General features: G+C 64.1%; 18 protein-coding genes, 2 tRNA genes and 1 pseudogene. 15 read left to right on the top strand and 6 right to left on the bottom strand.

Features of this window, described 5'->3' with window-relative positions:
* Window positions 1-130 precede the first annotated feature (130 nt).
* The 3 genes from QZ656_RS03320 to QZ656_RS03310 all read left to right on the top strand — a co-directional run bounded on the left by QZ656_RS03320 (window position 131) and on the right by QZ656_RS03310 (window position 3,723).
* A tRNA-Val gene (locus QZ656_RS03320) sits at window positions 131-207 on the top strand.
* 288 nt (window positions 208-495) lie between these two features.
* Window positions 496-3,330 carry an SUMF1/EgtB/PvdO family nonheme iron enzyme gene (locus tag QZ656_RS03315; RefSeq protein ID WP_291992032.1) on the top strand — a complete coding sequence of 945 codons (2,835 nt, stop codon included), beginning with the start codon at window positions 496-498 and terminating at the stop codon, window positions 3,328-3,330.
* A 150-nt stretch (window positions 3,331-3,480) separates the two neighbouring features.
* Window positions 3,481-3,723, top strand: a complete 243-nt coding sequence (locus QZ656_RS03310; RefSeq protein ID WP_291992031.1) for a hypothetical protein — start codon at window positions 3,481-3,483, stop codon at window positions 3,721-3,723.
* A 74-nt stretch (window positions 3,724-3,797) separates the two neighbouring features.
* Here QZ656_RS03310 and QZ656_RS24030 read toward each other — a convergent pair.
* Window positions 3,798-6,608: pseudogene (locus tag QZ656_RS24030) on the bottom strand (SUMF1/EgtB/PvdO family nonheme iron enzyme); the annotation flags it as partial.
* Between the two features lie 271 nt (window positions 6,609-6,879).
* On the opposite strand from QZ656_RS24030, the gene QZ656_RS03295 reads away from it, so the two are divergent.
* From QZ656_RS03295 to bioD, 8 genes are all read left to right on the top strand, one after another.
* Complete coding sequence (locus tag QZ656_RS03295; protein ID WP_291992028.1) at window positions 6,880-7,272, top strand: DUF2934 domain-containing protein; 393 nt, start codon at window positions 6,880-6,882, stop codon at window positions 7,270-7,272.
* Window positions 7,273-7,343: 71 nt separating this feature from the next.
* On the top strand, window positions 7,344-7,817 hold the full coding sequence (locus QZ656_RS03290) for a carbohydrate-binding protein (RefSeq protein WP_291992027.1): 474 nt from the start codon (window positions 7,344-7,346) through the stop codon (window positions 7,815-7,817).
* 231 nt (window positions 7,818-8,048) lie between these two features.
* Window positions 8,049-9,224, top strand: coding sequence for a DUF2863 family protein (locus QZ656_RS03285; RefSeq protein WP_291992026.1), 1,176 nt, complete (start codon window positions 8,049-8,051; stop codon window positions 9,222-9,224).
* A gap of 19 nt (window positions 9,225-9,243) precedes the next feature.
* Window positions 9,244-10,575, top strand: coding sequence for an adenosylmethionine--8-amino-7-oxononanoate transaminase (locus tag QZ656_RS03280; RefSeq protein WP_291992025.1), 1,332 nt, complete (start codon window positions 9,244-9,246; stop codon window positions 10,573-10,575).
* Window positions 10,572-11,726 (top strand): 8-amino-7-oxononanoate synthase, encoded by a 1,155-nt coding sequence (gene bioF, locus QZ656_RS03275; RefSeq protein ID WP_291992024.1) that lies wholly within the window; start codon window positions 10,572-10,574, stop codon window positions 11,724-11,726. The genes QZ656_RS03280 and bioF overlap by 4 nt, the downstream gene beginning before the upstream one ends.
* Window positions 11,723-12,487, top strand: coding sequence for a pimeloyl-ACP methyl ester esterase BioH (gene bioH / locus QZ656_RS03270; protein WP_291992023.1), 765 nt, complete (start codon window positions 11,723-11,725; stop codon window positions 12,485-12,487). Before bioF ends, bioH begins: the two co-directional genes overlap by 4 nt.
* The gene (bioC, locus tag QZ656_RS03265) at window positions 12,468-13,238 is read left to right on the top strand and encodes a malonyl-ACP O-methyltransferase BioC (protein ID WP_291992021.1); all 771 of its coding nucleotides are present in this window, start codon (window positions 12,468-12,470) and stop codon (window positions 13,236-13,238) included. Before bioH ends, bioC begins: the two co-directional genes overlap by 20 nt.
* Window positions 13,239-13,255: 17 nt before the next feature.
* Window positions 13,256-13,951: a dethiobiotin synthase gene (gene bioD, locus QZ656_RS03260; RefSeq protein WP_291992020.1), complete on the top strand. Its 696-nt coding sequence runs from the start codon at window positions 13,256-13,258 to the stop codon at window positions 13,949-13,951.
* A 272-nt stretch (window positions 13,952-14,223) separates the two neighbouring features.
* Here the strand turns inward: bioD and QZ656_RS03255 are convergent, their stop codons facing one another.
* From QZ656_RS03255 to QZ656_RS03240, 4 genes are all read right to left on the bottom strand, one after another.
* Window positions 14,224-14,790, bottom strand: coding sequence for a lipocalin family protein (locus tag QZ656_RS03255; RefSeq protein WP_291992019.1), 567 nt, complete (start codon window positions 14,788-14,790; stop codon window positions 14,224-14,226).
* Between the two features lie 384 nt (window positions 14,791-15,174).
* Entirely contained in the window at window positions 15,175-15,534 is a 360-nt protein-coding gene (locus QZ656_RS03250; RefSeq protein ID WP_291992018.1) for a hypothetical protein, read from the bottom strand.
* Between the two features lie 96 nt (window positions 15,535-15,630).
* On the bottom strand, window positions 15,631-15,849 hold the full coding sequence (locus QZ656_RS03245; RefSeq protein ID WP_291992017.1) for a hypothetical protein: 219 nt from the start codon (window positions 15,847-15,849) through the stop codon (window positions 15,631-15,633).
* A gap of 103 nt (window positions 15,850-15,952) precedes the next feature.
* On the bottom strand, window positions 15,953-17,305 hold the full coding sequence (locus tag QZ656_RS03240; protein WP_291991684.1) for an IS4 family transposase: 1,353 nt from the start codon (window positions 17,303-17,305) through the stop codon (window positions 15,953-15,955).
* Between the two features lie 201 nt (window positions 17,306-17,506).
* On the opposite strand from QZ656_RS03240, the gene QZ656_RS03235 reads away from it, so the two are divergent.
* A complete protein-coding gene (locus tag QZ656_RS03235) occupies window positions 17,507-19,303 on the top strand; it encodes an AAA family ATPase (RefSeq protein ID WP_291992122.1) in 1,797 nt (598 codons plus the stop codon).
* On the top strand, window positions 19,290-21,077 hold the full coding sequence (locus QZ656_RS03230) for an ATP-dependent helicase (RefSeq protein ID WP_291992016.1): 1,788 nt from the start codon (window positions 19,290-19,292) through the stop codon (window positions 21,075-21,077). The genes QZ656_RS03235 and QZ656_RS03230 overlap by 14 nt, the downstream gene beginning before the upstream one ends.
* 783 nt (window positions 21,078-21,860) lie before the next feature.
* Here QZ656_RS03230 and QZ656_RS03225 read toward each other — a convergent pair.
* A tRNA-Asn gene (locus tag QZ656_RS03225) sits at window positions 21,861-21,936 on the bottom strand.
* A 243-nt stretch (window positions 21,937-22,179) separates the two neighbouring features.
* Between QZ656_RS03225 and QZ656_RS03220 the strand changes: the two genes are divergently transcribed.
* The gene (locus tag QZ656_RS03220; protein WP_291992015.1) at window positions 22,180-22,380 is read left to right on the top strand and encodes a hypothetical protein; all 201 of its coding nucleotides are present in this window, start codon (window positions 22,180-22,182) and stop codon (window positions 22,378-22,380) included.
* Between the two features lie 47 nt (window positions 22,381-22,427).
* Entirely contained in the window at window positions 22,428-24,257 is a 1,830-nt protein-coding gene (locus QZ656_RS03215) for an AsmA-like C-terminal region-containing protein (RefSeq protein WP_291992014.1), read from the top strand.
* The last annotated feature ends 282 nt before the right edge of the window (window positions 24,258-24,539 follow it).

Genomic DNA, 24,539 nt, shown 5'->3' with positions numbered 1-24,539 from the left:
CGATAAACCGGACTCCTACGTGGCGGGCGTTTGCTCACCATGGCAATGAAGCGACATCGGTGCTTGACTTCGATTTTTGGCACCGTATAATGCGCACTTCCTTGAAGTCCAGCAGCACTGACTTTGACGAAGGCGCGTAGCTCAGATGGTTAGAGCACCACCTTGACATGGTGGGGGTCGTTGGTTCGATTCCAATCGCGCCTACCAGAATTCTTGGAAGTTCAGGTAGATGAAGTAAGAAAAAGCCGCCCGAGGGCGGCTTTTTCGCGTCTGTGCGCTCGCCCTCCCCTTACCGGTTGCCGCTGCCTTGTGCGGCGAGTTCGTCCGCCGGTTCGAGACCCTCTCGCATGTCCTCGGCTGCTGTCGGGACGGCGCGTTCTCCGCGCCAGCTTCTGCGCCCGTGCTACCGAAGGCAGGCTGCAAGACTCTGCGGCTGTTAGAATTCCCCGGACACGCCCGCAGCATGCCATGCTGCTCGATCGGGAAAGGTGACACGTGCCGACAGCCAGCCCGCAAGCGACCGAACTCGTCTTCCTCAGCTACAACCGCGCGGACCAGGGCGCGGCGAACGACTTGCGCATGAAGCTCGAAATGGACCAGCTGAGTGTCTTCATGGCTGACGAATCACTGCGTGTCGGTGACCGCTGGCTGGGGCGTCTGCAGGAGGTCCTGCAGGGCTGCTCGGCGTTCGTCGTGCTCGCCGGGCGCGATGGCGTGCGGCGCTGGGTCGGTGCCGAGGTGCAGGTCGCGCTGATCCGTAACCTGTCGCCCGAGAAAGACGAAGACCGCCTGCCGATCTTCCCGATCCTGCTCGAAGAAGCACTGCCGGAAACGCTGCCACCGCTTCTGGCGCTGTTCCAGGCCGCCCGCTGGACACCTTCGGAGGCGCTGCCTGCGGGCCTGACTGACGCCATCCGCAAGCACGCCATCCGCCTGGATTCCCCGCCAGCCATCGAGGATTGCCCCTTCGTCGGACTCAACGCCTTCACCAGCAAGGATTCCCGGCTGTTCTTCGGGCGCCGGCGGGAAACCCTCGAAGCGCTCGCCTGCCTCGGCGACCAGCAGCAGGCCAACCCTGAAGGCCTGCGCGGCGGTGGCGGCGGCGCTTATTGCCGCTGGCTGCAAATCGAGGGCAACAGCGGCACCGGCAAGTCGTCGCTGGTCAACGCCGGCATGCTGCCGATGATCGAACAGGGCGCGTTGTGGGCGCGCACCGGCTTCGAGCGCTGGATCATTCTCGGTCCGATGATGCCGGGCCAGGACCCGTTGTCCCTGCTGGTCGAAGTCCTCGAGCACGGGCTGATTACCGACCACCGCGAGCCCCACATGCTCGCCCGGCAACAGCTTTTCGAGCGCGACGAGCGCGCCCTGGCATTCGCCCTGCGTGATTTCAAGGCAGAGCAAACGGCGTTCCTGCTGATCGTCGACCAGTTCGAAGAACTGTTCACCTTCGCCAAAACGGCAGCCAGCAAGCAGTTCGACGCCCTGCTGGCCAACGCCCTGCAGGACGCCGAGTGCCCGCTGTTCCTGATCAGCACCGTGCGCGCCGACTTCCTCGACCGCTTCGAACAACTACCGCGCCTGCAGGCGATCTACAACAGCCACTGCAAGCGCTACTTCCTGCCGACTATCTCCGAGCATGGCCTGCGCGAAATCATCGAGCAGCCCGCGCGGCTCGCCGGTCTCGACGTCAACGAGGTCAAAGCGGCGATCCTCGAGGATGCCCGCGACGAGCTTGGCGCCTTGCCGCTGGTCGAGAACGCGCTGTTCACGCTCTGGCAGCCGGGCCAGAGCAAGACCCTCAGCGGCGAGCGCTACCTCCAGTTGAAAGGCATCGCCGGTATGCTCAGCACGCAGGCCGACGAGTTGCTGGCGCGTATCGACGGGCAAGTCAGCAAGGGCCGACAGGCGGCACTCGAACTGCTCCTCCTCCTGACGCGTATCAACGACGAAGGCCGCCACACGCGCCAGCGCATCCCCCGCGAAGAGGCGGTGATGCTTGCCGGTGACGGCAAGCGGGAGGTCGGCGAGCGCGTGCTGCAACTGCTTTCCGGTGAGCGCCGTGCCGATGCGCCCGCGCAGGCCCACACCGGCGCGTTGAGGCTGATCACGATCAGCAAGGAGAGCGAAGAGGACAAGCGCCAATACGTCGACCTGATTCACGAGACGCTGATCCGCGCCCGCAGCAAGGACGAGCAGACCGGCAAGGCGATCGGCTACTGGCCGACGCTTTACGACTACATCGAGAACAACCGCGATCGTCCCATGCTTCGCCAGCAGCTCCGGTTTCAGGCCGAGCAGTGGGGCAAGAGTCACGCCGTCGGTCGCTGGTGGAACCTGGCCGGCTGGCACGATCTCTGGCGCTACCGGCGCCTGCGGGTGGCCGCGGGCAGCGACGACGAGCGCTTCGTGTATTGGAGTCGCTGGAAGGCGCGGGGGCAGTTTCTACTGCTGGCGCTGCTGTTCGCCTTTGTCGGAGAGTCATACCTATGGACGCGGAAGCACAGCTTGCCCGTGGACTATATGGTACTGCACCAACGCTTTCGTCTGGGCTATGCCCCTGTTCCCGAGTTGGTGCCCATCTCCGCGGGTTCGCTCGACATGGGCGAGCAGAATAAAAAGTTCGTGAAGGAACTTGATAAAAAGGACTGGCCGTACTTTGGTGTTCCTGGGATACACATCGAGATCCGCCACGGCTTCAGCCTGGCCAAGCATGAAGTGACCTACGAACAGTTCGACTACTACGTCTGGGAGACGCATCGCGCAGATGAGAGCGATGTGGCCTATCCCACCACGGGCAAGGGCGGACGTGGGACGCGCCCAGTAGTGAATGTCAAATGGCACGAGGCAAGGGCATACACCGAATGGCTTGGTAAGCACATCAAGAAGACCTGCCGTTTGCCGAGCGAAGCCGAGTGGGAACATGCTGCACGAGGGAAAGAAAACAGGAGCACGGCGTATCCCTGGGGCGATGACATCCCCCGAAGCGGGGGTGACAAGGAGGGAAGCTTTGCAAAATGCGGGAAGTGCAGCAGTACGGGCGGAGACGACCAATCGGCCCCAGTAGGGAGTTTTCCAGGCAACTCGTTTGGCCTCCACGACACCTCGGGCAACGTGTGGGAGTGGACCTGCTCCCTGTGGCGCGAGCAGTTTGACGGGAATGAGCAGAGGTGTGTCGTCCCCGAAGAGAGTCAACCCATGGTTGTGCGCGGTGGGTCCTGGGAAACTCGCGCCGACTACGCGCGCTCGGCCGCCCGCGACGACCACGGCCCAAACAGTGCCTACCCTAGTGTTGGCTTTCGGCCATTGTGTGAATCCTCCATCGAATAGAGGATCTCTGGCGCACTGTCCCCTGAACGGCTAGTTTGCTGTTTGCTGACAGCTCCGCGAAGCGGAACCGGCAACGTCGTGGCGCTCGTCCCAAGAGCCGTCGTGCCGCCGACATATGCCTTTATTTTTCCAGATATGATCTGAGTGTGTATGGCCTTCCCGGTTTATCCCGATTACGGTCTGGTCAAGGCGCGCAAGGTGCGCTACGCGACACGCCGACTCGGCGAGCGTTACAAAGCCTACCAGGCTGGCACGATCCCCTTCGCCGAGTTCGACGCCGGCGTGCGCGGCTGGATCAATCACGTGCGGCACGCCGACTCGTGTGGCCTGCGCCAGCACGTGCTGGCGCCATTCGTCCTCAAACCCAGCGACGTACCGCGACGTGAGTCATGACCAGGCGGGAAAATAATCGCCGGCGCCGCTGCACGCCGCCCAGCGCAGTGATCAGCGCTTGGCCAGAACAGCGTTCAGCGGCGCTGCGGCGGTTCGATGGGGGCACCACGACACACCCGGAAGCCGATGAAGTTGTTGCGCAAGAACGGAGCGTCGTCCTTGCGGTTCGTGGAGAGGCAGTCCCACGGGCTGTCGCTCCACGAACCGCCGCGCAGCAAGCGGGACACGTATGCCCTGCCAGGCTTCTTATGCGGGTTGAGGCACCATTCCCTGACGTTGCCGGCCAGATCCAGGACCGGCCAGCAATCGGGTGCACCCGGGGGATACATGCCCACGGCAGTCGTCCTGCCAATGCCGCTTTCGTTACTGTTGGCGCGCATCGTGTTCCACTCGCCGCGCCAGGGGTACTTCTGCGCCTGAGTGCCTGCCTGCGCCACCCATTGCCACTCCCATTCAGTCGGCAGGCGGACGACCTCTCCTTCGGCCAGCGCCAAGCGCTTGCTCAACCAGCGGCAGAAAGCAAGTGCGTCGTACCACGAGACATTTATCGCCGGGTAGCTGGCAAAAGCCCAGCGATCGGCGCCCGGCTGATCTTCGTGCTTGAGCCCGTTCCACCAGCGTGGATCATAATAGCCATCGGCGGCATCGACGAAAGCGCGATATTGCTGCCAGGTGATCGGATACCTGGCGATCCGGAAAGTGTGGACCGGGACGGTCTCGAGCGGCTCCGTTTCCAGGTTCACCTGGCTCGCCGGGATCTCGACCCAGACGAGGTCGGGCAGCCCTGCGGCGTCGACGCCGACGCCACGGCGCGCATCGCCCATTTGGTTGAGGCGCAGGCCGATCTCCTCGCGGCGCTGCTGCGGCGTGTCGTCGGAGCGAAGTTCGTCGAGAAGGCGCAGCGGTTCGGGTGCGAGAAAGCTCCGTAACGGCTCGCTCAGCACCGCTTGCAGCGCGCGCCAGGCGTCGATGCCGGCGTCGGCGAAGTCGGCGTAATGCTGCACGCTCAGCTGCGGACTCAGCGCCAGCAGCGCCAGCAGCGCGGGCTTCTGGCGCTCCCATGTCCAGCGCAGGAGGTCGCTATGGCGGACCGCCAACGCCTGTCCGGATTCCTCCTCTCGGGTTCTGGCCTTCTGCCAGTCGCCGGCCGCCTGCTCGGCCTGGCGACGCAAGGCCAGCTTGTCTGCGTAGCGCTTGCACCACTCGCGCAGGCGCGGCCAGTGCTTGAGCAGCGTCTCGTGCGCGAGTTCGACGTGTCGCTCGTCGGGATCGGCGAGCAAGCCCTGCGCGCGCAGGGAATCGACCAGCACGCTGACCCTGGTGTCGGCGCGCAAGGGCTCGACCGCGGCCGTGCGCCGGGTCGGCAGCTCGTCGATGACCGTCGCCAGCTCGGCAAACAGACGCTCGCACGCTTCGGCCAGCAGCGGGTCGTCGTCGATCTCCTGGTCGATTCCGGCCGCCGCGCTCTCGACGATCTTCGGCAGCCCGCCCATGCTCTGGTAGCCGGCGAGCGTCAGACCACTGGCGGGGTCGCGCCGCGCGAACAACTGCGACAGCGTCAGCGCCAGCAGGGGCAGCGCGCCGGCCATCTCGTGCGCCGCGGGCAACAGCTCGGCGAGCAGTTCCGGCTGCACGGCAACGCCGCTGTCGCTGGCCGGGCGAACGATGATCTCGCGCAGTCGCGTTTCGTCGCTGATCGCCTCGAGCGGAACGAGCGAAGCGGCGAATTCTTCGCCGCCGAGCCAGTCCATCAGGCGGTGCATGAATTCGCTGCGCAGCGTCAGCAGCAGAATGACCGACGGCTGGCCGCGCAGCGCCGCGAACAGCGCGCGGAAGCCTTGCGCGGTCTCGGACGGCGTCTGCGTGAACAGCTCTCAAACTGGTCGACGAAGATCATCACCGGAACGAGCACTGCCTGCAGCTTTGCCAAGGCCTTGGCGACGGCCTTTTCCGGGTCGCTATCGAGTTCCTGCATTAGGCGCTCGACGCGCGCCTTGCCCAGCGGCAGGCGCTCTTCAGGCAGGGCGCGATCGAGCGTCTCGGCGAGTTGCCGGAAGGGATCGGCCTGCGGCTTGAAGCGCAGATAGATTAGCCGCCCCTTGCGTTCGCGCAACGCCGGAACGACGCCGGCGGCGACCAGCGACGACTTGCCGGTTCCCGAACCGCCGACGACGCTGACGAAACGGCTTTGTTCGAGACGCTCGAGCACCCGTGTCGTGTCGTCTGCCCGGCCGAAGAAGAAGCGGCAGTCCTCGGGCTTGAATGCGGCGAGTCCGGGATAGGGGTTGGCGATGTCCTGCGGCGGCGTTTGATCGCGCGCAGCCGGCTCGGCACTCGCCGGCACGGGTACCGGCAGCGGCGGCAGGTGGCGCCGCTTGCCGAGGGTCGGGGCCGGCGTCGCTGGCTGGTCGGTGAGCAGGCGGTAGAGGTCGTCGTATTGATCGTCGAGCCTGAAACTGCGGTAGTCCTGCAGCGGCAGCGGGATGAAGCGCTCGTCGCCGGCCGGTGGCAACACGGGGACGAAGCGCTTGTTGCTGAACTTGGCGTCGTAGAGCGCCTGCGTGATGTGCTGCGATTCCCAGCGAACGCCGCGGCCGCTGCCGGCTGCGGCATTGCCGTCGAATCGTTTGCGATACTCGTCGGTGCACACGACGAGCACCCAATCGGCCAGCTCGATCTGCTCGTTCATCCACGGGCGCCAGCCTTTCTCCGGCCAGGAGAAGTAGCGGTCGATGAGCGCCTCGACACCTTCGGCACGCAGCCTGTTGGCGAGAGCGAGCACCCACGCCGAATGCTCGTCGGATTCCTGGGAATAGCTGATGAAGACACGTGGCGGGTGATCGATCATGGCTTGCGGGTGTGGGTGGCCGCCAGGGCGTTGGCAAGGAATGATAGGAGGTATCGGGCGGCGCTGGCAAACGCTCGCCGGGGACAGCGCCGGGTCGCTCAAAGCGGCCAGCCGACGGCCGAGCTGGAAGCCGCTGAGCACCTTGCTCGGCGAGGCTGCAGGCTGCATCCGCGCGGGCGCCTTCCGACGTCAAACTTGACCGCAAAGCCCTATTTTCCTATCCTGCGAGGGTACTTTCGGGTCGGCCACGCCGCTCCGAAGCCCCACTCACCAACCGCAGCCTACTTACAGCACGACAAGGGATGATCATGACCGAAGAAATCGGCACTACAAAAAGGAAACCGGCCGCCAGGAAGACGGCAGCCAAGACGACGACCACCGCCGCTGCGCCGGCCAAAGCGCCGGTAGCGGCCAAGGCAACACCCGTTGCCGCAGCGAAGAAGGCACCGGCAAAACAAGCGGCGCCAGCGACGCCCACGCCAGCCAGCGCCCCGCCAGCGGCCGCTACCAGCAGCCCCAGCCCGACCAGCGCTGCGACTACTGCCACCACCACCGCGACAGCGCCGCCAAGCGCCGAGGAACGCTACCTGATGGTCCAGTCGGCCGCCTACTTCATCGCCGAGAACGATGGTTTCCAGGGCTCGTCGGCCGACTACTGGGTACAGGCCGAACGCCAGATTGCTGGCCAACTGGGCGACTAGCCGACGCGGTTTGCACGCTAACCAGGCGAGCCGCGCCGCGGCTTGCACACCACTGACGGGAGATGGCACGAATGCGCAAGAGAGTGATCAGCGAGGCCAGCGAAACCGCGGCCCCGGCGAGTGGTGACTGGCTCAAGCTCGACGACTTGGCTGAGGTCGAAATCAGCTCGGAGGACGCCGCACATCCCATCGAGTCGGCGCTGCTGCCCGGTGACGGCGGCGGCTGGCGGGCAGCGGCTCCCGGCAAGCAGACGATCCGCCTGCTCTTCCCGCATGCGCAGGCGGTGCACCGGATCTGGCTGTCTTTTGTCGAGACCTCGGTGCAGCGCACGCAGGAGTATGTGCTGCGCTGGTCGGCCGACGGCGGCCAGTCGTTTCGGGAGGTCGTCAGGCAGCAATGGAACTTCAGCCCGGAAGGCGCCAATAGCCAGACCGAGGACCATCGCGTCGAGCTCGCCGGGGTCACGGTGCTCGAGCTGATCATCACCCCGGACATCGGCAACGGCAACGCGCACGCTTCGCTGGCGGCGCTGCGTATCGCCTGAAGCGCCGTCGCGCCGCCTGCCGGCTTAAAGACCCCGCAGCGGCGCCTTGGCGTCACGGTCAGCCGTTTGGTAGGCGTTTTTCAGCTCGCCTTGACGGCCAGCTGCCGGCTAGGCGAGCCCGCCCTATGCCGCGCCCACAACGCGCGTGTTCACAAGAAGATGCACGCGCGCGGACGCCGGGCTCGCCAGCTTGGTACAATGGCGGATTGATCTCGCCGCAGGCTGCCAACGATGAAACGCAACCGCTTCTCCTCCCGCAATCGTATTTCTGCCGACGCCACCGAACTGGGGCGTCTGGCTATCGGCCTGGCCGAATCGGGCAGCAAGCTTGAGGACTCGTTCTGGCAGAACCGCCTCGCCGAACTCATCGACCAGCTGTTTCACGACGGCTCCGAGGACGACCTGACGGCGTCGCTCGATCGCCTGTTCGACACGCACGCGATGGCCCATGACGACCTCGCCGACCTGGTCGAGGCGCAGGCCGAGTCGTGCGTGATGGCCGATCGCGGCGAGGACTTCGATGTGCTGTTGATCGCCGTGCCGATTCTCGGCTGGTCGCGCTTCTCGATCCCCGCCGCGACGATCCCGAAGAGCACCGTACAGACCTTGAAGGTCCATCTCGGTGCGCACGTTCTGGCGGCCGGTGCCCGCTTCGCCGTCGCCGATTACCTGTATAGCCCGGACCAGCTGCCGCACAGCTTCGTCGAGACCTGGCAACTGCTGCAGAAGCTCGGCGCCGCGGCGCTGGCTGGCGCCGACCTCGGCATCGATGGCGCCAGCATGCCCGAAACCAACCGTTTCCTCTCCGATACCCGCTACCTGGTCGGCGCGCTGGCGGTGCCGCGTGGCAAGGCGCTCTTTCGCTGGAACGAAGAGGACAAGAGTACCCGCGAAAGCTGCCTCAAGGAATGGGTTCGCCAGGGCGGACCCTGCCTGGAGGCGCTGCTCACCGGTTGCGCCTACCAACCGCTGCTGGCTGACGCCTATCATGCCGCCTGCCGCGCCGCCGACAGCGCCTCGCGCCCGTATTCGTTGAACGCCTCGGTGGCCTTCCTGCACGCGACGCTCGGACAGCCCGTCGAGGAACTGCGGGCAATCGTCGGCAGCTTCCACGACAAGCGCCTCGAGGAGTACCGGATCGCCTTTGGCCCGCGCGACAGCGACGTGATTTACCACGGCGTCGTCTGGCCGCTGCTCGGCATCGAAGACGAAACGACCGATGTCGCCAGCGAGATCGAGGGGGTGCTGCGCAAGACCGGCCTCAAGGAAGTGCTGCTGCTCGACCAGCAGTTTCCCTACGAGTTCTGTGACGACTGCGGCGCGCCGCTCTACCCCAACGCCGAGGGCGAGACGGTCCATGCCGAGATGCCCGAACAAGCCGACACGCCCTCGCAAACGCTGCACTGACGCACTGCCCAGGCCGACGATGAGCAACAGCGACCTGCTACAGCGGAGCCTCGCCGCGGTCTGGCACCCGTGCACCCAGATGAAACAGCACGCCGCCGGCAGCGACGCGGCACCGATGATTCCGATTGCCCGCGGCAAGGGCGTCTGGCTGTACGACTTCGATGGCCGGCGTTACCTCGACGGCATCAGCTCGTGGTGGGTCAATCTGTTCGGCCACTGCAATCCGCGGATCAACGCCGCGCTGCGCGAGCAGCTCGACGAGCTCGAGCACGTGATCCTCGCCGGCTGCACGCATCGGCCGGTGGTCGAACTTTCCGAACGCCTGTCGGCACTGACCGGCGGCAGCCTCGGCCATTGCTTCTACGCTTCCGACGGCGCGTCGGCGACCGAAATCGCACTCAAGATGTCGTTCCACGCGTGGCGCAACCACGGTCGCCACGACAAGACCGAATTCCTCTGTCTGAGCGGCAGTTATCACGGCGAGACCGTCGGCGCGCTGGCGGTGACCGACGTCGCCCTGTTCAAGGACGCCTACGCGCCCTTGATCCGCGCCGCGAGCACCGTCGCGAGTCCCGACGCACGCCAGGCGAAAGATGGCGAGACGCCCGTAGACGTCGCCCGCCGCGCCGCTGCGGCGCTGGCAAGCCACCTCGAAGAGCACCACCCGCGCATCGCCGCGCTGATCGTCGAACCGCTGATTCAGTGCGCCAGCGGCATGGTCATGTACGACCCGGAGTACCTGCGTCTGGCGCGCGCCCTCTGCGACCGCTACGAGGTGCATCTGATCTGCGACGAGATTGCCGTCGGCTTTGGCCGCACCGGAACTTTCTTTGCGCACGAGCAGGCCGGCATTCGACCCGACTTTCTGTGCCTGTCGAAAGGCATCTCGGGCGGCTATCTGCCGCTGTCGGTGGTGCTCACCACCGACGCCGTCTATGGCGCTTTCTACGACGACCGCGTCGGCCGCGGCTTCCTCCATTCGCACTCCTATACCGGCAACGCGCTGGCCTGTCGCGCCGCCCTGGCGACGCTCGACATCTTTGCCGACGAAGAGGTCATCGCCGCCAATCGCCTGCTCGCCGAGCACCTGGCCAGCTGCCTGCGCCCGCTCGCCAGCCACCCGCGCGTTCGCCACCTCCGGCAGCGTGGCATGATCGCCGCTTTCGACGTGCTCAGCGACGACGAGCGCTTCGCCGAACGTTTCCACCGCCAGGCACTGGCGCGCGAAATCCTCTTGCGGCCGATCGGCAACACGGTCTATTTCATGCCGCCCTACGTGCTCGATAGCGAACAATGCGAGTTTCTCGTCGCCGGCGCTGTCGCCGCGCTGGAAGCGACGCTGGCGGCATGATCCTGGAGCAGTTGCAAAGCGAACTCGATGGCCTGCAGCGCGACGGCCTGCGGCGTCAGCGACGCAGCCTGGATTCGCCTTGCGGGCCGGCGGCACAAGTCGACGGGCGTCGCCTGCTCAGCTTCTGCAGCAACGACTACCTCGGCCTGGCCAATGAGCCCGCGCTGATCGACGCGACGTGCGCCGGCGCCAGAGCCTGGGGCGTCGGCAGCGGCGCCTCGCACCTGGTCAGCGGCCACCTGACGCCGCACGCCGCGCTCGAACAAGTGCTCGCCGAGTTCACCGGCTTTGCCCGCGCCCTGCTCTTCTCGACGGGTTACATGGCCAATCTCGGAATCGTCCCGGCGTTGGTCGGGCGTGGCGACGCGGTCTTCGCCGACCGCCTCAACCACGCCTCGCTAATCGACGCCGTACAACTTTCGCGCGCCGACAGCCATCGCTACGCGCACGGCGATCTGCAGGCGCTCGAACGCCTGCTCGCGGCGAGTTCGGCCAAACGCAAGCTGATCCTCAGCGACGCGGTCTTCAGCATGGACGGCGACCTGGCGCCCTTGCCGGGATTGCTCGAACTCGCCGAGCGCTTCGACGCCTGGCTGGTGATCGACGACGCGCATGGTTTCGGCGTCCTCGGCGCGCAGGGACGCGGCAGCGTCGCGCATTTCCAGCTGCCGCCGGCGCCGCGCCTGGTCTACATGGCTACCCTCGGCAAGGCGGCCGGTGCCGCCGGCGCTTTCGTCGCCGGCGACGCGACGGTGATCGAGTGGCTGCAGCAGCGCGCGCGAACGTACATCTTCACCACCGGCAGCAGCCCGGCAATCGCCTGCGCGCTGGCCACCAGCCTCGAACTGATCGCCGCCGGCGACGGCCGCCGCGATCGCTTGCGGCAACTCTGCGCGCAGTTGCGCGACGGCCTGGCCGGCAGCCGCTGGCGGCTGCTGCCGTCGCCGACGGCGATCCAGCCGGTGATCATCGGCGACAACCATGAGACGCTGCGCGTCGCCGCGGCGCTCTACGAGCGCGGCCTGTGGGTGCCGGCGATCCGGCCGCCGACGGTGGCCAAGGGCAGCGCGCGCTTGCGCGTCTCGCTGACCGCCGCGCATCAGCCGGCGGACATCGATCAGCTGCTCGACGCGCTGCGCGATCTGGGATGAGCACGCTGCACGCCAATCGCCCGCATCTCGCGCTAATCCACGGCTGGGGGCTGGGCAGCCTGGCCTGGCAGCCGCTGCTCGAGCGCTTGTCCGAGGGCTACCGGCTACACCTCGTCGACCTGCCCGGCTACGGCCAGGCAGCGGCCAGCGATGACGATTTCACGGCCACCGCGCAGGCGCTGGTCGACGCGCTGCCGGCCGGCGTCATGCTCTGCGGCTGGTCGCTCGGCGCGCTGCTGGCGATGCGTGCAGCGCTGCTCGCACCGGAACGCGTTGGCGGCCTGCTGCTGGTCGGTGCGACGCCGTGTTTCATGCAGCGCGCCGACTGGCCCAGCGCGCAAGCGCCGGCCGTGCTCGACAGCTTCGCCGCCAGCGTCAGGAGTAAACCCGAACAAACGCTGCAGCGTTTCGCGGCCCTGCTCAGCGTCGGCGACGAAACGGCGCGGGCGAGCAGCCGCGCGCTGCTCGCCGGCCTGCGCAACAGCCAGACGCCCGACGCCGCGACGCTATGCCGCGGCCTGGACTGGCTGCGCGAAGTCGATCTGCGCTCGCAGGCGTCGGCGATCAGCTGCCCCACTGTGCTGATCCACGGCGAGAACGACTCGCTGAACCCGCTGGCGGCGGCGCAATACCTGTCGAAAGAGCTGCCGAACGCCCGCCTTGAGGTCTTCGCTGGCGCCGGTCACGCTCCTTTTCTCGCTGACCCCGAGCGTTTCGTCGGCGTCCTGGACAATTTCTGCCATGCCCCTGCTACCCGCTAAGCCGCGTATTCGCGAATCCTTCGAACGCGCCGCGACGTCGTATGACGGCGCTGCAGCGCTGCAGCGCCAGGTCGGCGAACGCCTGCTGGCCGATTTTGCCGCCGACGCCGCGCCGAGCGACCTGGTCGACGCCGGTTGCGGCACCGGCCACGGCGCACGCCTGCTGCGCGCGCGCTGGCCACAGCTGCACGTCACCGCCATCGACTTCGCGACGACGATGCTGGCCATCGCCCAAAACGACGCCGACGCCTGCCTGGCCGCCGACATCGAGGCGCTACCGTGCCGCGACGAATGCTTCGCCGCCTGGTGGTCCAACCTGACCGTGCAGTGGTGCGATATCGGCCAGGTTCTCGGCGAAGCGCGGCGCGTCCTGCGCCCCGGCGGGCAACTGGCGCTGAGCACGCTCGGCCCCGACACCTTCCGGGAGTTGCGCGACGCTTTCAGCGGCGTCGACGGCCACCGCCACACGCTGACTTTCAGCGAACCACAGCTCATCGGCGAAGCCCTGCAGCGCGCCGGCTTCGTCGACATCAGGCTGCAGCGCCAGACGATCAAGCTGCACTACCCCGACCTGAAGACCTTGCTGCGCGCGGTCAAGGAAATCGGCGCCAACTCGGTCGGCGAAGGCGTACGCAGCGGCCTGCTTGGCCGTAGCGCCTGGCAACGCGTGCAGGCCGCCTACGAGCAGTACCGGACGCCGGCCGGCCTGCCGGCGCGTTACGATGTCATTCTGGCCTACGCCAAAAAATGAACGAGCCCCTAGCCCCGATGAAAACGCCCCCCGTACCACTGGCGCGGCAGCCTGCCGGCTGGTTCGTCACCGGCACCGACACCGAGGTCGGCAAGACCTTCGTCGCCTGCGCGCTGCTGCACGCACTCCGCAATGCCGGTCGGCGCGCACTGGCGATGAAACCGGTCGCCGCCGGCTTTGACGAGAACGGCCGCAACGACGACGTCGAACGGCTGCTCGCGGCGTCATCGCAAACGGCGCCGCGGGCGCTGGTCAACCCCTACGGTTTTGCCGCCGCGATCGCGCCGCACATCGCCGCTGCCGAGGAAGGCCGGAGCATCGAGCTGGCGCCGATCATCGCCGCCTTCGAGCAACTGCAGACGATGGCCGAGGTCGTCCTGGTCGAAGGTGTCGGCGGCTTCTGCGTGCCGCTCGGCCGCCACTGCGACACCGCCGACCTGGCGGCGGCGCTGCAGTTACCGCTGATCCTGGTCGTCGGCATGCGCCTGGGCTGCATCAACCATGCGCTGCTGACGCAGCAGGCGATCGCCGCTCGCGGTCTGACGCTCGCCGGCTGGGTAGCCAACCGCATCGATCCGGCGATGGCGCGCTTCCCCGAAAACCTGGCCGCCCTGCAGACGCGGTTGGCAGCACCGCTGCTCGGCGTCGTCGAACACGCAACGACGCCCGAGCAGGCCGCGCTATCGCTGCAATTGCCCGATCGGGCGCACTAAGCGCCGATCGTCATCAAGACCTCAAAATTGCTGCAAGGGTCGCTGGTGCTCGCGGCCGCGACGCCATCCTGGCCGAACCAGGTACTCCCGCACGAGCACGGCGCTCGCGCTCGCCGACATCTGACGACGATTTTCCAGGACCTCTCGCTGCTCACAGCCGGCTCAGTAGAGATACTGCTTCCGCTGGAGCGCCTACGCAGCGCTCACTTTCCGGCGAGCGGCGCCTTGTGCTCTGGTTGACGGTGGATGCGCTGACGACGCAGCCTGCGCGCCTAGCCATCCTGGCGCGTCTGCTCGACCCAGATCAGCGCGTCAACATCGAAGCCAAGCCTCCTCGCCTGGCCGAGCAAGCGTTCGCGGACGTCCGCCGGTAGTTGCTTCTCCCTGGCCAATATCCAGAGGTAGTCGCGACTCGGCCCGACGACCATCGCCCAGGCGTAATCCTGGCGGTCGAGTTCGACGACGTGGTAGCCACCGTAGAACGGCCCGAAGAACGATACTTTCAGCGAGGCACGATTCGCATTGCCGGTGAACAATGCTCGCCCGACTGCCTGCCGCCAGTCCTTGCGTTCAAGGTCATAGCCGCGGTTGATGACCTCGACGCTGCCATCGGCCTGGCCGCGATAGGTGGCGCTGACGTCGCTCAAGCCACGCTCGAAGGAATGGTCCAGTCGCGCCAGTTCGTACCACTTCCCCTCGTAGCGCGTCAGATCGAAAGGCGTCACCGGATTCAACCCGGCCGGTGGCGCCGTCGAGCAGCCGGCGAGTCCAAGCAGAGAAAGCAGCAGCAGGCCTGCCCAGAGACGGCGAGCGTGGCAAAGAAGAGGAAGGTGGTTCATCGGCGCAATCCTGGAGGAGGAGGAGTTGTTGTTTGTCCTGGACATTGTACGGACAAAGTCGAAGTGTTGCGCTACGAGCTATATTTGTTGTACACAATCAGAACGCGTGTCCAGAACAAACAGCGCCGGGGCGATAAATGTACGTCGTGATGCCACAGGCAATGGCCGACGCAATGCGCGCAACGACGCCGCGCACTTGCTTGCCGCGTCGGCGACGGCGATTCCTTTCATGGGCAAAAAAAATGCCCAGCCATTGGGAAAATGGGCGGGCGCGGTAGGTGACAACTAACGGGTCAGTGCTGGTGGTGCTTGGCTTGGTAGTGCTTTGGCTTGGTGGAAACTGCGGAGGGGTCAATCGACTTGCGGCACTGCGGGCGTGGCGATCTAGCGATATGCGAACGTGATCATCGGGACGGCACGGACATTGGGCTGCTTCGCCAGGAAGTCGCGCAGGAATTCACCGAGTTTCCGCTCACAGAGTGCGATGACGGCTTCTTCCATCTTGATGGCGTCACCCTGCTTCGCCGCGGCGGTGATCAGTTGCTGCTGCAGGGCGATCACTTGCGCTTTCTCATCAATCAGCAGCCCCTTGCCGGGAATCTCATGCGAAATCGCCCCGATGGCTGGCGACGACACGAGCTCCGGCTTCTTCAACGTCACGGTGATGCCGGTGGCGTCCGCAGCGACAGTGAAACTTTCGGGGCTCAAGTCATAGCCGACGGAGTACTCCACCGCGTAGTTCAAGATGATGGTTGCATCCGACTTGATGCCCAGCGCTGACCTGTTGATGTGCTCGACATGGACGTAGTTGCGGTCGATGGTTGCCGCCAGGAATTTTGCTCAGCCGGAGATTGCTTTCTTGGTGACCTCCAGGTATTGCGTGAAAGTTGTGTAGCCGAGCAGGTCCTGCTTGGTGGCCGACAGGGTTTGATCAACGATGTGCAGCTTTGACAGGAGATCGGATTGGTGGCGTTGGTCGGCCGAGTGCTGGAGGTATTGGTGGGTCGCGGCGGCGGCGATTGATGCGGTGATGGCTATTGCTGCGAGGACTTTCTTCATTGGCACCTCTTGGGTTGGCATTGGGAATTGGCGAACTCCAGACGTAAAAAAACCCCGTGAGCCTTTCGACGAGCGGGGTCAGGGGCATCCCGTTATACACAACTCACATGACATGACGGAGCTCGCGCATATGCTCTACGCCGGAGACGAAATCACGCAAGCGCTGGATGCCGAGCCAGAGGGATTTGACGCCGGGTTCGCCGTCGCCCTTGCGGGCGAGGAATCCGCCGAGCTGCGCGATCAAACGGATGACCTCGCGAATGCTCGGCACCTTCTTCGGTGGTTTCTTCTTGTTGAGGATAAAGGCGCCGGCCCATTCCGTTTCGGAGAAGAGCAGATCGGCAGGCCACTGCGGGTGGATGCGTCCCAGGCGGATCAGGCGGGCAAGGCGCCAGGAAACAACCAGATAGACCGCCAGAGCCAGTTCCAGCTTGCTCTGGCTGCCCAGTTGCAAGGCCTCGACCCGGCAGCCGTTCTTGAGCACATGGAACAAGGTTTCGATCTCCCAGCGGCAGCGATACCAGTCGATCAATTCGACGGCCGCCTCAAGATCGGCAACTTTACGATTGGTCAGCAAGCGCCATTCGACCGGCTTGCAGCCGGCGGGCGCCCCGATTTCCGTGGCGATCAGGCAGGTCACTCTGATGTGGCGGCCGTCCGTGTCACGAGCCGGGAGGTCGACCGCATGGCTTCGCAACTGCTGGCGCACGATCCGTTTTGGCTGCCCGTGCCGCGATGCCAGAGTGAATTCGATCTCGCCGAGGGGCGCTTCGGCAAGAGTTGCCGCCCACAGTTTGCCGCCTTGCGGCAAACAGCGGTTGTGTTTGGCGCGAATCAGCCAGTCGGCCGGCGTTCCCAACGCCTGGGCGCGCTGCATCAGGCCGACGATGTCCGCTTCGCGGTCGGCCACATAGACCAATCGCGTTTGTGGCATCCCCGCCGCGGTTTCGGCGACCCGCTCGTAGCCTTCAATCCAGCGCGTGCTCTCGCTGATGCCCGGCCGGCTTCCGTCGGCCGCTTTCGCTTCTCTCGCCCACATCCAGGCGTCGATCACCCCGAGCGGTTCACGTTCCGGGGTCACCGCATAGGTCGGGTGCAGATACATGCCGCGCTGGGCTTCGTACGAGAGCGGCCCGAGTCCTTCGATCTCCTGACCGTTGAAGTCCAGTTCGGTGGTGTCCTGAAGGCACAACACCACCGGGTGTTGTGCCATGCGCCTTTGGCTGCAATCCATGTGCGGTTGCAGGATCGATTGCCAGTTCAACCCGCGCTTGCCAGCGTGGGCCTGATCGAAGAAACGGTACGCCGCCACAGTCTCCGCCCAATCCCCACAGGCGCCTGGTATGCTCGCCGTCGGCTGCTCTGCAAAGCGTGTCGCCAGTTTGATTAGCCTCCGTCTCAGACGTCCGTCCCCCAGTTCAGCCCCGCCAAATTCGTCTCCCGCCCAGTTTGCCATCGCCCGATCCTTATGAAAATGGGAAAGGGAAAGCAAGGGGTATACCAGACAAAATCAGTCAACTATTTGTCAGAACACATCGGGCGGCCACGTTATGCTGAGTGAGTTGTGTATAACGAGATGGCTTTAACGCTGGTCAATATCGTTTTGGCTGGAAAGCATAACGTCGGATCGAATCTTGATCGCAGCACAGGAAGCAGCATGCACATTTCACGAATCAGAATTACCAATTTCGCCAACTTTGCGGCCCTCGACGTTAACACGGCCGAAAGCATCGTGATTGTCGGTGAAAACAAGGCTGGCAAGAGCAATTTCATCCGCGCGCTGCAACTGGTGCTCGACCCAGGTTTGTCGGACCTTGATCGCCAGTTGGGGCTCGAGCAGCTTTGGGATGGGCTTGGCGAACGCAAGCTTGGCGCCACGGTTGAAGTGTCCATCGAGTTAACCGCCTTTGACGACAACCCTGACCTCATCGCCTGTCTCGCCGATTGCCTGGTCGATGCCGGACCGCCGATCGTTGCCCGACTGACCTACCGATTTCGCCCGAAATCAAGCCTCGCTGGTTCGCCACCAAAGAGCTTGGCTGACTATGAGTACGTGATTTTTGGTGGGGAAGACGAGGACAATGCATTTCTGACAACGCATCGACGACAGCTGCCGCTCGATGTACAGGGCGCATTGCGCGATGCCGACAAGGATCTCTCCAGCTGGCGCCGCTCACCCCTTCGGCCACTCGTTGAGGATTTGACGAGCGAGATTGATGCCGAAGCACGAAATGAAATCCAGCAGTTGGTCGGTAAGGCGCAGACGGAGCTGACGGACCGCGAAGAAGTGGTCCGTACAGCCGAACGCATCAGTGATCGCCTTCAGGCAATCGTCGGCGACCAACACACGGTTCCAATCAAGCTGGGGCTCGCACCGACCGCAGTCGACGCGTTGTTGCGAAGCCTGCGTATCCTGATCGACAACGGCCTCCGTGGTATCGGCGACGCGAGTCTTGGTACGGCGAACGTGATCTTCCTTGCACTGAAGAGCCTCGAACTTGATCGTCTTGTGACCGAAGGTGAGCGCAGCCATACCTTCTTCGCAATCGAGGAGCCGGAAGCTCACTTGCACCCTCACGTTCAACGCTTGGTGTTTCGGTACTTCCTTGGGGAGATGCCGGAGAGCGGCAACAAGCCCAAGAACCTCACAACAATCCTGACAACTCACTCACCCCATATCGCCAGTGTGGCGCCAATTCGGTCGGTCGTGCTGCTTCGGCAGCAACCTAAGGATGGTGCGATCGCCACCATAGCGACGTCCACTGCGTCGGCGCCGCTTGGAGATTATGACGAGGATGACCTGCAACGTTACATCGACGTGACGCGCGGCGAATTGTACTTTGCCCGCGGAATCATCTTCGTCGAGGGCGATTCCGAGCGCTTCCTGATACCAGCATTCGCTGAAGCCATGGGCATCTCTCTGGACGTACTCGGCATCTCCGTCTGCTCAGTTAGCGGCACCAACTTTGCCCCCTATATCAAGCTTGTTGGCACGAAAGGACTTGACATCCCATATGTCGTGCTCACGGATCTAGATGAGATTGCAGCGGATAAGCCTCCGCAAGGACTAAATCGTCTGCTCCGCTTGCTCAAGCTCACGATTCCCGAAGACGAATGGGCCTCTCTTGATATGAAAAACCCGTGGGATAAAGGCGAGGCCTGCGGCTTTTTCGTCAATGACAGCACGCTTGAATTGGAGCTGTTTTCAGCAGGGCTCGGGGGCGATATTCGGAACGTCATCGAAATCGAGTTGTCTCTGAGCGCCGCATCCAAGCAACTGCTCGCCGGCTGGGTGGAAAAACCAGATGCGCTCGATGGCCGCAAGCTGCTCGCGTTAATCGAGCGCATCGGGAAAGGCCGATTCGCCCAAGCTCTTGCGCCTTGCGCAACTGCGACCAGTTGTCCGCCCTATATTCGTCAGGCCTTGAGGTACATCCGCGATGCCGTTGCGTAGTACCAGCACCGCCTATCTGGAACTGGCCGAGGAGTTGCGTGGAAATGAGCAGCAATGGACGGCCTACGCGTCGCAAGGCCACTGTGTCGTCCTTGCCGGCCCCGGCAGTGGCAAAACGAAGACCCTAGTACTCAAGCTGGCACGAGTGCTCGTTGAGGACGTGCGATCACCACGGGGTGTCGCCTGCATTACCTACAGTCAGGAGTGCGCGCGGGAACTGAGCCGGCGCCTAGCGCAAATCGGGCTACAGGAATCTTCTCGCCTGTACATCGGAACGGTCCATGGCTTTTGCCTACGGCACCTTCTCCTGCCGTATGCGCGACTTGCCAACCTCGGGATCCCTCACCCCATTAAGGTCGCAACTATTGAGCACTGCAAGCAACTCCACTCCCGGCTGGGCGATCACCTCTTCGGGGTAGATCACCCTTTCAAGCAGGTGTTAATGGACCACTATCGGCGAGATCATCTGGACCGGACGTCAGCGGCGTGGTTAGGAAACGGTGACCTTGCTCGTTTGTCTGAGACTTACGAACAAGCATTGCGCGACGAGGGTCAAGTAGATTTTGAGGACTTAGTGATTTACGGACAGCGATTGGTCATGCAACATGACTGGGTACTGCCACTGCTACGCGCAAGGTTCCCGCTACTGGCCGTGGATGAGTATCAGGATCTTGGCTCAGGCCTGCATCGAATCGTAAAGCGTCTTTCGTTCGAAGGTGGTATGCGGCTTTTCGCCGTCGGCGATGCGGACCAATCTGTGTATGGTTTCAATGGTGCCGATAGTAGCCTGCTACATGAATTGGCCAGCTATCCAGGCGTGGAGCAGGTGAAACTTGAGGTGAACTACCGTTGCGCACAAGAAATTGTGGACGTTTCCGAGCGCGCTCTAGGCGAAGTGCGTGGATATCGCGCTTGGGATAACGAGCGGCCCTCACGGATTGAAATGGTCAGGTGTAGCGAGGGATTGAATCACCAAGCACAGCATGCCATAACAGAAATCATTCCAGCGGCACTCGTGGGTAGAACGGGCCGGCAATTGGGTGACATTGCGATTCTCTATCGAAAAGCCAACATCGGCGACATAGCCGCGCAAGCGGCGATAGCGGCTGGCTATGATTTCATTCGCGTCGACAATGCCGCGCCTTACCGCAAGTGTGCCCTGACCAGTTGGATTGAGGACTGTGCCGCTTGGTGCGCCGGTGGGTGGCTAGAAGCCAGACCTCGGCTCAAGGGCTTACTGGATCGCTGGCTGGCATTTCGCCACCGCCACCTGCACGAAACTGAAGCTCGTGTGGAACGACGGCTACTGACGGCCTTTCTCTGGGCCTCCCGACACAATGGCTCTGCTCGCGACTTTGTCGTTGCCCTACGTCACACGCACCTCGACGCACTGCTCGCAGCCGAACCATCGTTGGCCGACCAAGTAGCTCACGTCACCGCGATGACGCGAGCCGTGCAGAAAGGTGGAGCACTGGAGAATCTCGATATGGCACGCCTTGGTGGACGCGATGGGTCTCCGGATCAGTTGAATTTGCTTACCCTACACTCGGCAAAGGGCTGTGAGTACGATGTAGTCATCATGCTTGGTTTGGATGAAGGTGACTTTCACTGGTCGAACGTCCACGGGGATGAGCTCAAAGAGAGCCGACGTCTGTTCTACGTGGGCCTAACGCGCGCCCGCGATGAAGTGCACATGCTTTACTCCGGCTGGAACGAGAACAAGTATGGGCGCCGGTTCAATTCTGGGCGGTTGCGGTTTCTTGATGAGTTATAGCCAGAGCCATCGAGGTTTCCCTGGCAGGTGCTAGCTTCGGCATTCGGCACCCCGACTCTAAGCACCGGATCGCCTTGCTGCACCTGTTGTGAGGCAGTGATGGCGATCGTGAGGACACAGTCCGTCTGTGTTCCCGGGACCGATGCCCGTCCGCTTGCCACCACCGCGAGGGTTCGTTGATCCTGTAGCCAGCCATCCATGCAGTGTCGCGGAAGGTCAGCGCCCACGAGCTGAGAATTGACTTGCCTTGAGTCGGCGCTGAATCTGGGGTGACCGCCCATATTTGGCGTCGCCTACCGTGGCGCCAGACCCTCCCAGCCTGGCAGAACCACCCACCGGGCCACTCCGAAACGTATTCTCGATACGGCCTGGTCAATTCTCTCGGGCTGATCCAACAAAGAGCTCAGATCGGGGCTCGCTTCGCTCGCACGACCCAACGTTTTTCGATAGGGCTGTTAGTGACGGCTTTCGGCGGCATCGCTGCATCGAGGGGTGACCAGCTGCTTCAGCCCGCCGAAGCGGGTATCTCCCCAGCTTTCCAGAATGTTTGCCAACGGGCAACGGTGCCGCCAGAACGCCGACTAGCCGAGAAGTGCCACCACGGCCCACCCAGCCGCACACCCACGTGGTCTCCCCGCCCCCGAGGCCCTTCCCTTGCGCAACCCCCTTGCCCACACCGCCGCAGCCACCCCCAGCTCGGTATAGGCCCGGAAGCCCTCCCAGAACGCAAAAAGCCCAACCTCGGGGGCTGGGCTAAGCGCTTGTACTACTAGGAATTTTCTGTGGCTCCCCGACCTGGGCTCGAACCAGGGACCTACGGATTAACAGTCCGACGCTCTACCAACTGAGCTATCGAGGAACACGAGAGCGCGGATTTTAGCCACTCGGCTGCCGTTCGTCAACTGATCTTGGCGAGATTGTGGAGTATCTGCGAGCCGGCATGGCCAGCGCTCCTGATGCATCCTGCTTGCGCGCGTAGCAAACGGCCACCCAATGGCCGGAAATGAGGGCGCGGCGCCATCGACAATCGGGCTCGGGCCGCTGCCCCTGCTTGCCGCCCGCTGGCGGCCGCCGCCACGTTGTTTCTGGCCGGCAGCCGCCGATGATCCACCAGCGCCACGCGGCGACACCGACAGCCAGCGTCACCGAAGCGGCGAAGCAAGGGCGAATCAGCAACGGCTTGGCGCATCTGCGTCTTTTCGCGCACCTCAACACAGTGCACAATGCGATCTTGCCGAAAAGAAGCCGAACATCTCTACTGATTGTCACCACGGCGCCGCTGAGAAAATGGACCCTGAGCTGATTGACCCCGAGCTGATTTACGCAAAGACCGCGTCCGGCGAAGAGGCCATGCTACAGCGAACACGGGTGGTCCAGAGAAACGTGCGCATGGTTCTGATCCTGGTCGACGGCAACGCCACCGTGGCCGAGCTCTGCGACAAGACGGGCAATGTGCAGCTTACCCAAAACGCGCTGCTCGAGCTCGAGGATGATGGCTTCATCGAGCGACGGGTCGACGAAGACTCGGTGTGGACGCCCGGCCGAAAGGGTAGCCAGTCGATCAGGGCCGGGCGGTCAGCCGCCGATTCGTCGACCCTTGGCGACAGTTCGACATCCGGCGCGCCATCGACGTCTGGCAACGAACCGACGCGAATCATTCCGTTCCCGGAAAGCCGCAGGGTCAGCCTCCCGTCCAGCCCGCCTTCTACCAGCCCTCCTTCGTCGAGCTCGCTGTCGCCGAGCGCGCTAACGCCACCGCACTACACGGTTGGTCCGCAGTCCGGTACGGTCTTTCTGCCGAAAGCCGAGGCGATGCCGGAATTGGCGGCGGCGACGAGCGCAACGCAGCCGCCGCCTCGTTCACTGGTCAATCGTCTGCGGCACTGGATGAGTGAGCTTGGCCAGGATCTCCAGCCGCTACGACATGGCCAGATCCGCTTGCACCTGAGCTGGCCGGTGGTCGTGATGCTCGGCATCCTGTCCTTCAGCGTCCTGCTGGCGTTGCTCGTGCTGGTCGCCTGGGCCTTTCCGTATGGTCGCTATCTGCCTGAGGTCGAAGCCGCCTTGGCGAGGCAAACCGGGCAGACCGCGAGCATCGAGCAGATGCACGTCACTTTCTTTCCCACGCCGGGCTTGCTGCTCACCAATGTGCGCTTGCGAGACCAGGACAAAGGCGACGACGTACGCATCGCCGAGCTCCAACTGCAGCCCGTTCTCGGGACACTGCTTTCGCCGACGGTCGCGTTCCGGGAGATGGCGCTGAGCGGCATCGACGTGTCGGCAGAGAACATCGCCAGCCTGTCGCGAATGTTTGCGTCGGCCGCTCGAGAAGCAGGCGCTGCTGGCGTACCGCCGCGCGTGGCCATTGCACGCGCCGACGTCGCCTTCGCCGGGCTCGGCTTCGACGGCATGCATGGCCAGGTCGAGCTTTCGGACGACGGACTGCTGCAATCGGTGTCGCTGCAATCGGCCGATCGCAGCGTGCACATCGAGGCCAAACCGGCAGCCGGGAGACTGGCGGTCAGCATTGAGGGGCTCGGCTGGCGCCCATCGGCCAACTCGCCGATTCGCCTGGATTCGTTCACCTTGAAAGGAGAGATCGATGGCTTTATTTTCGTCGTCGACACGCTTGACCTGCGAATCTTCGACGGCCGGGTACGTGGCGCCCTGATCCTGCGCGCCGACGGAGCGCCGGCAATCGCCGGCGAGATCGACTTCGAGCGGATCGATGCGACGCTTTTCGGTGCCGCCCTGGGGATAGGAGGACAGTTCGAAGGCGATGCGGCCGGCAAGCTGCGCTTCTCGGCGATGGCCGAGAAATGGTCGCGAATTCTCTTTGCAATCTATGCGGACGGCAATTTCACGATCGGCCGCGGCAGCCTGGGCGGGATCGACCTTCCCGAGGCGGTGCGCAGGGCCGCCGGCACGCCAGCGACGCTGGGGGGCGCGACACGCTTCGAGCAGTTGTCCGGCACCATCAGGCTGACGCCCGACCACTATCGCTTCAACCGCCTGCTGCTGCAGGCCGGCACGATGCAATCCACAGGTCAGATCGAAGTCAGCGGCGACCAGCAGCTGCGCGGCCGGATGGACGTCCAGATGCGCGCTCGCGCCGACCAGGCGGCGGTGCCGGTATCGATCGGTGGTTCGCTGCAGACCCCGCAGCTGCAGACGCGCTAGGGTAGTGCTGCACCCGGCAGGGGACGCAGTGCTCACCCGAACATACGTGGCCAGAACATACGAGGCCGCGAAGCGCCAGGGCCTTCCTGGCGCGGCGCCTGGCCCGCGCCGCGTCATGGCGAGGAGGCGCAGCCGACGTGGCAATCCAGAGATCTTGCTCCTGGCCTTGGTGATGCGTCGGCCGTGAAGCAGTCAGACGGTGGAGCTGGATTGCCGCGTCGGCTTTGCCTCCTCGCAATGACGGCGTGAGTGCGTGTCGCCTTTGGCGAGCGTCCGCAGCTG

The organism is Candidatus Accumulibacter sp. ACC003, assembly GCF_907163085.1.
In the GTDB taxonomy this organism is placed as follows: Bacteria; Pseudomonadota; Gammaproteobacteria; order Burkholderiales; family Rhodocyclaceae; genus Accumulibacter.
The sequence above is the reverse complement of the archived record's forward strand: the minus strand, read 5'-3'. Positions and strand labels throughout refer to the sequence as shown.

Bases quoted from the DNA above. Each gene is read 5' to 3' on its own strand.
- QZ656_RS03310 (WP_291992031.1), top strand. From the start codon at position 3,481: ATGGCCTTCCCGGTTTATCCCGATTACGGTCTGGTCAAGGCGCGCAAG.
- QZ656_RS03295 (WP_291992028.1), top strand. From the start codon at position 6,880: ATGACCGAAGAAATCGGCACTACAAAAAGGAAACCGGCCGCCAGGAAG.
- QZ656_RS03290 (WP_291992027.1), top strand. From the start codon at position 7,344: ATGCGCAAGAGAGTGATCAGCGAGGCCAGCGAAACCGCGGCCCCGGCG.
- QZ656_RS03285 (WP_291992026.1), top strand. From the start codon at position 8,049: ATGAAACGCAACCGCTTCTCCTCCCGCAATCGTATTTCTGCCGACGCC.
- QZ656_RS03280 (WP_291992025.1), top strand. From the start codon at position 9,244: ATGAGCAACAGCGACCTGCTACAGCGGAGCCTCGCCGCGGTCTGGCAC.
- bioF (WP_291992024.1), top strand. From the start codon at position 10,572: ATGATCCTGGAGCAGTTGCAAAGCGAACTCGATGGCCTGCAGCGCGAC.
- bioH (WP_291992023.1), top strand. From the start codon at position 11,723: ATGAGCACGCTGCACGCCAATCGCCCGCATCTCGCGCTAATCCACGGC.
- bioC (WP_291992021.1), top strand. From the start codon at position 12,468: ATGCCCCTGCTACCCGCTAAGCCGCGTATTCGCGAATCCTTCGAACGC.
- bioD (WP_291992020.1), top strand. From the start codon at position 13,256: ATGAAAACGCCCCCCGTACCACTGGCGCGGCAGCCTGCCGGCTGGTTC.
- QZ656_RS03255 (WP_291992019.1), bottom strand. From the start codon at position 14,790: ATGAACCACCTTCCTCTTCTTTGCCACGCTCGCCGTCTCTGGGCAGGC.
- QZ656_RS03245 (WP_291992017.1), bottom strand. From the start codon at position 15,849: ATGAAGAAAGTCCTCGCAGCAATAGCCATCACCGCATCAATCGCCGCC.
- QZ656_RS03240 (WP_291991684.1), bottom strand. From the start codon at position 17,305: ATGGCAAACTGGGCGGGAGACGAATTTGGCGGGGCTGAACTGGGGGAC.
- QZ656_RS03235 (WP_291992122.1), top strand. From the start codon at position 17,507: ATGCACATTTCACGAATCAGAATTACCAATTTCGCCAACTTTGCGGCC.
- QZ656_RS03230 (WP_291992016.1), top strand. From the start codon at position 19,290: ATGCCGTTGCGTAGTACCAGCACCGCCTATCTGGAACTGGCCGAGGAG.
- QZ656_RS03220 (WP_291992015.1), top strand. From the start codon at position 22,180: ATGATCCACCAGCGCCACGCGGCGACACCGACAGCCAGCGTCACCGAA.
- QZ656_RS03215 (WP_291992014.1), top strand. From the start codon at position 22,428: ATGCTACAGCGAACACGGGTGGTCCAGAGAAACGTGCGCATGGTTCTG.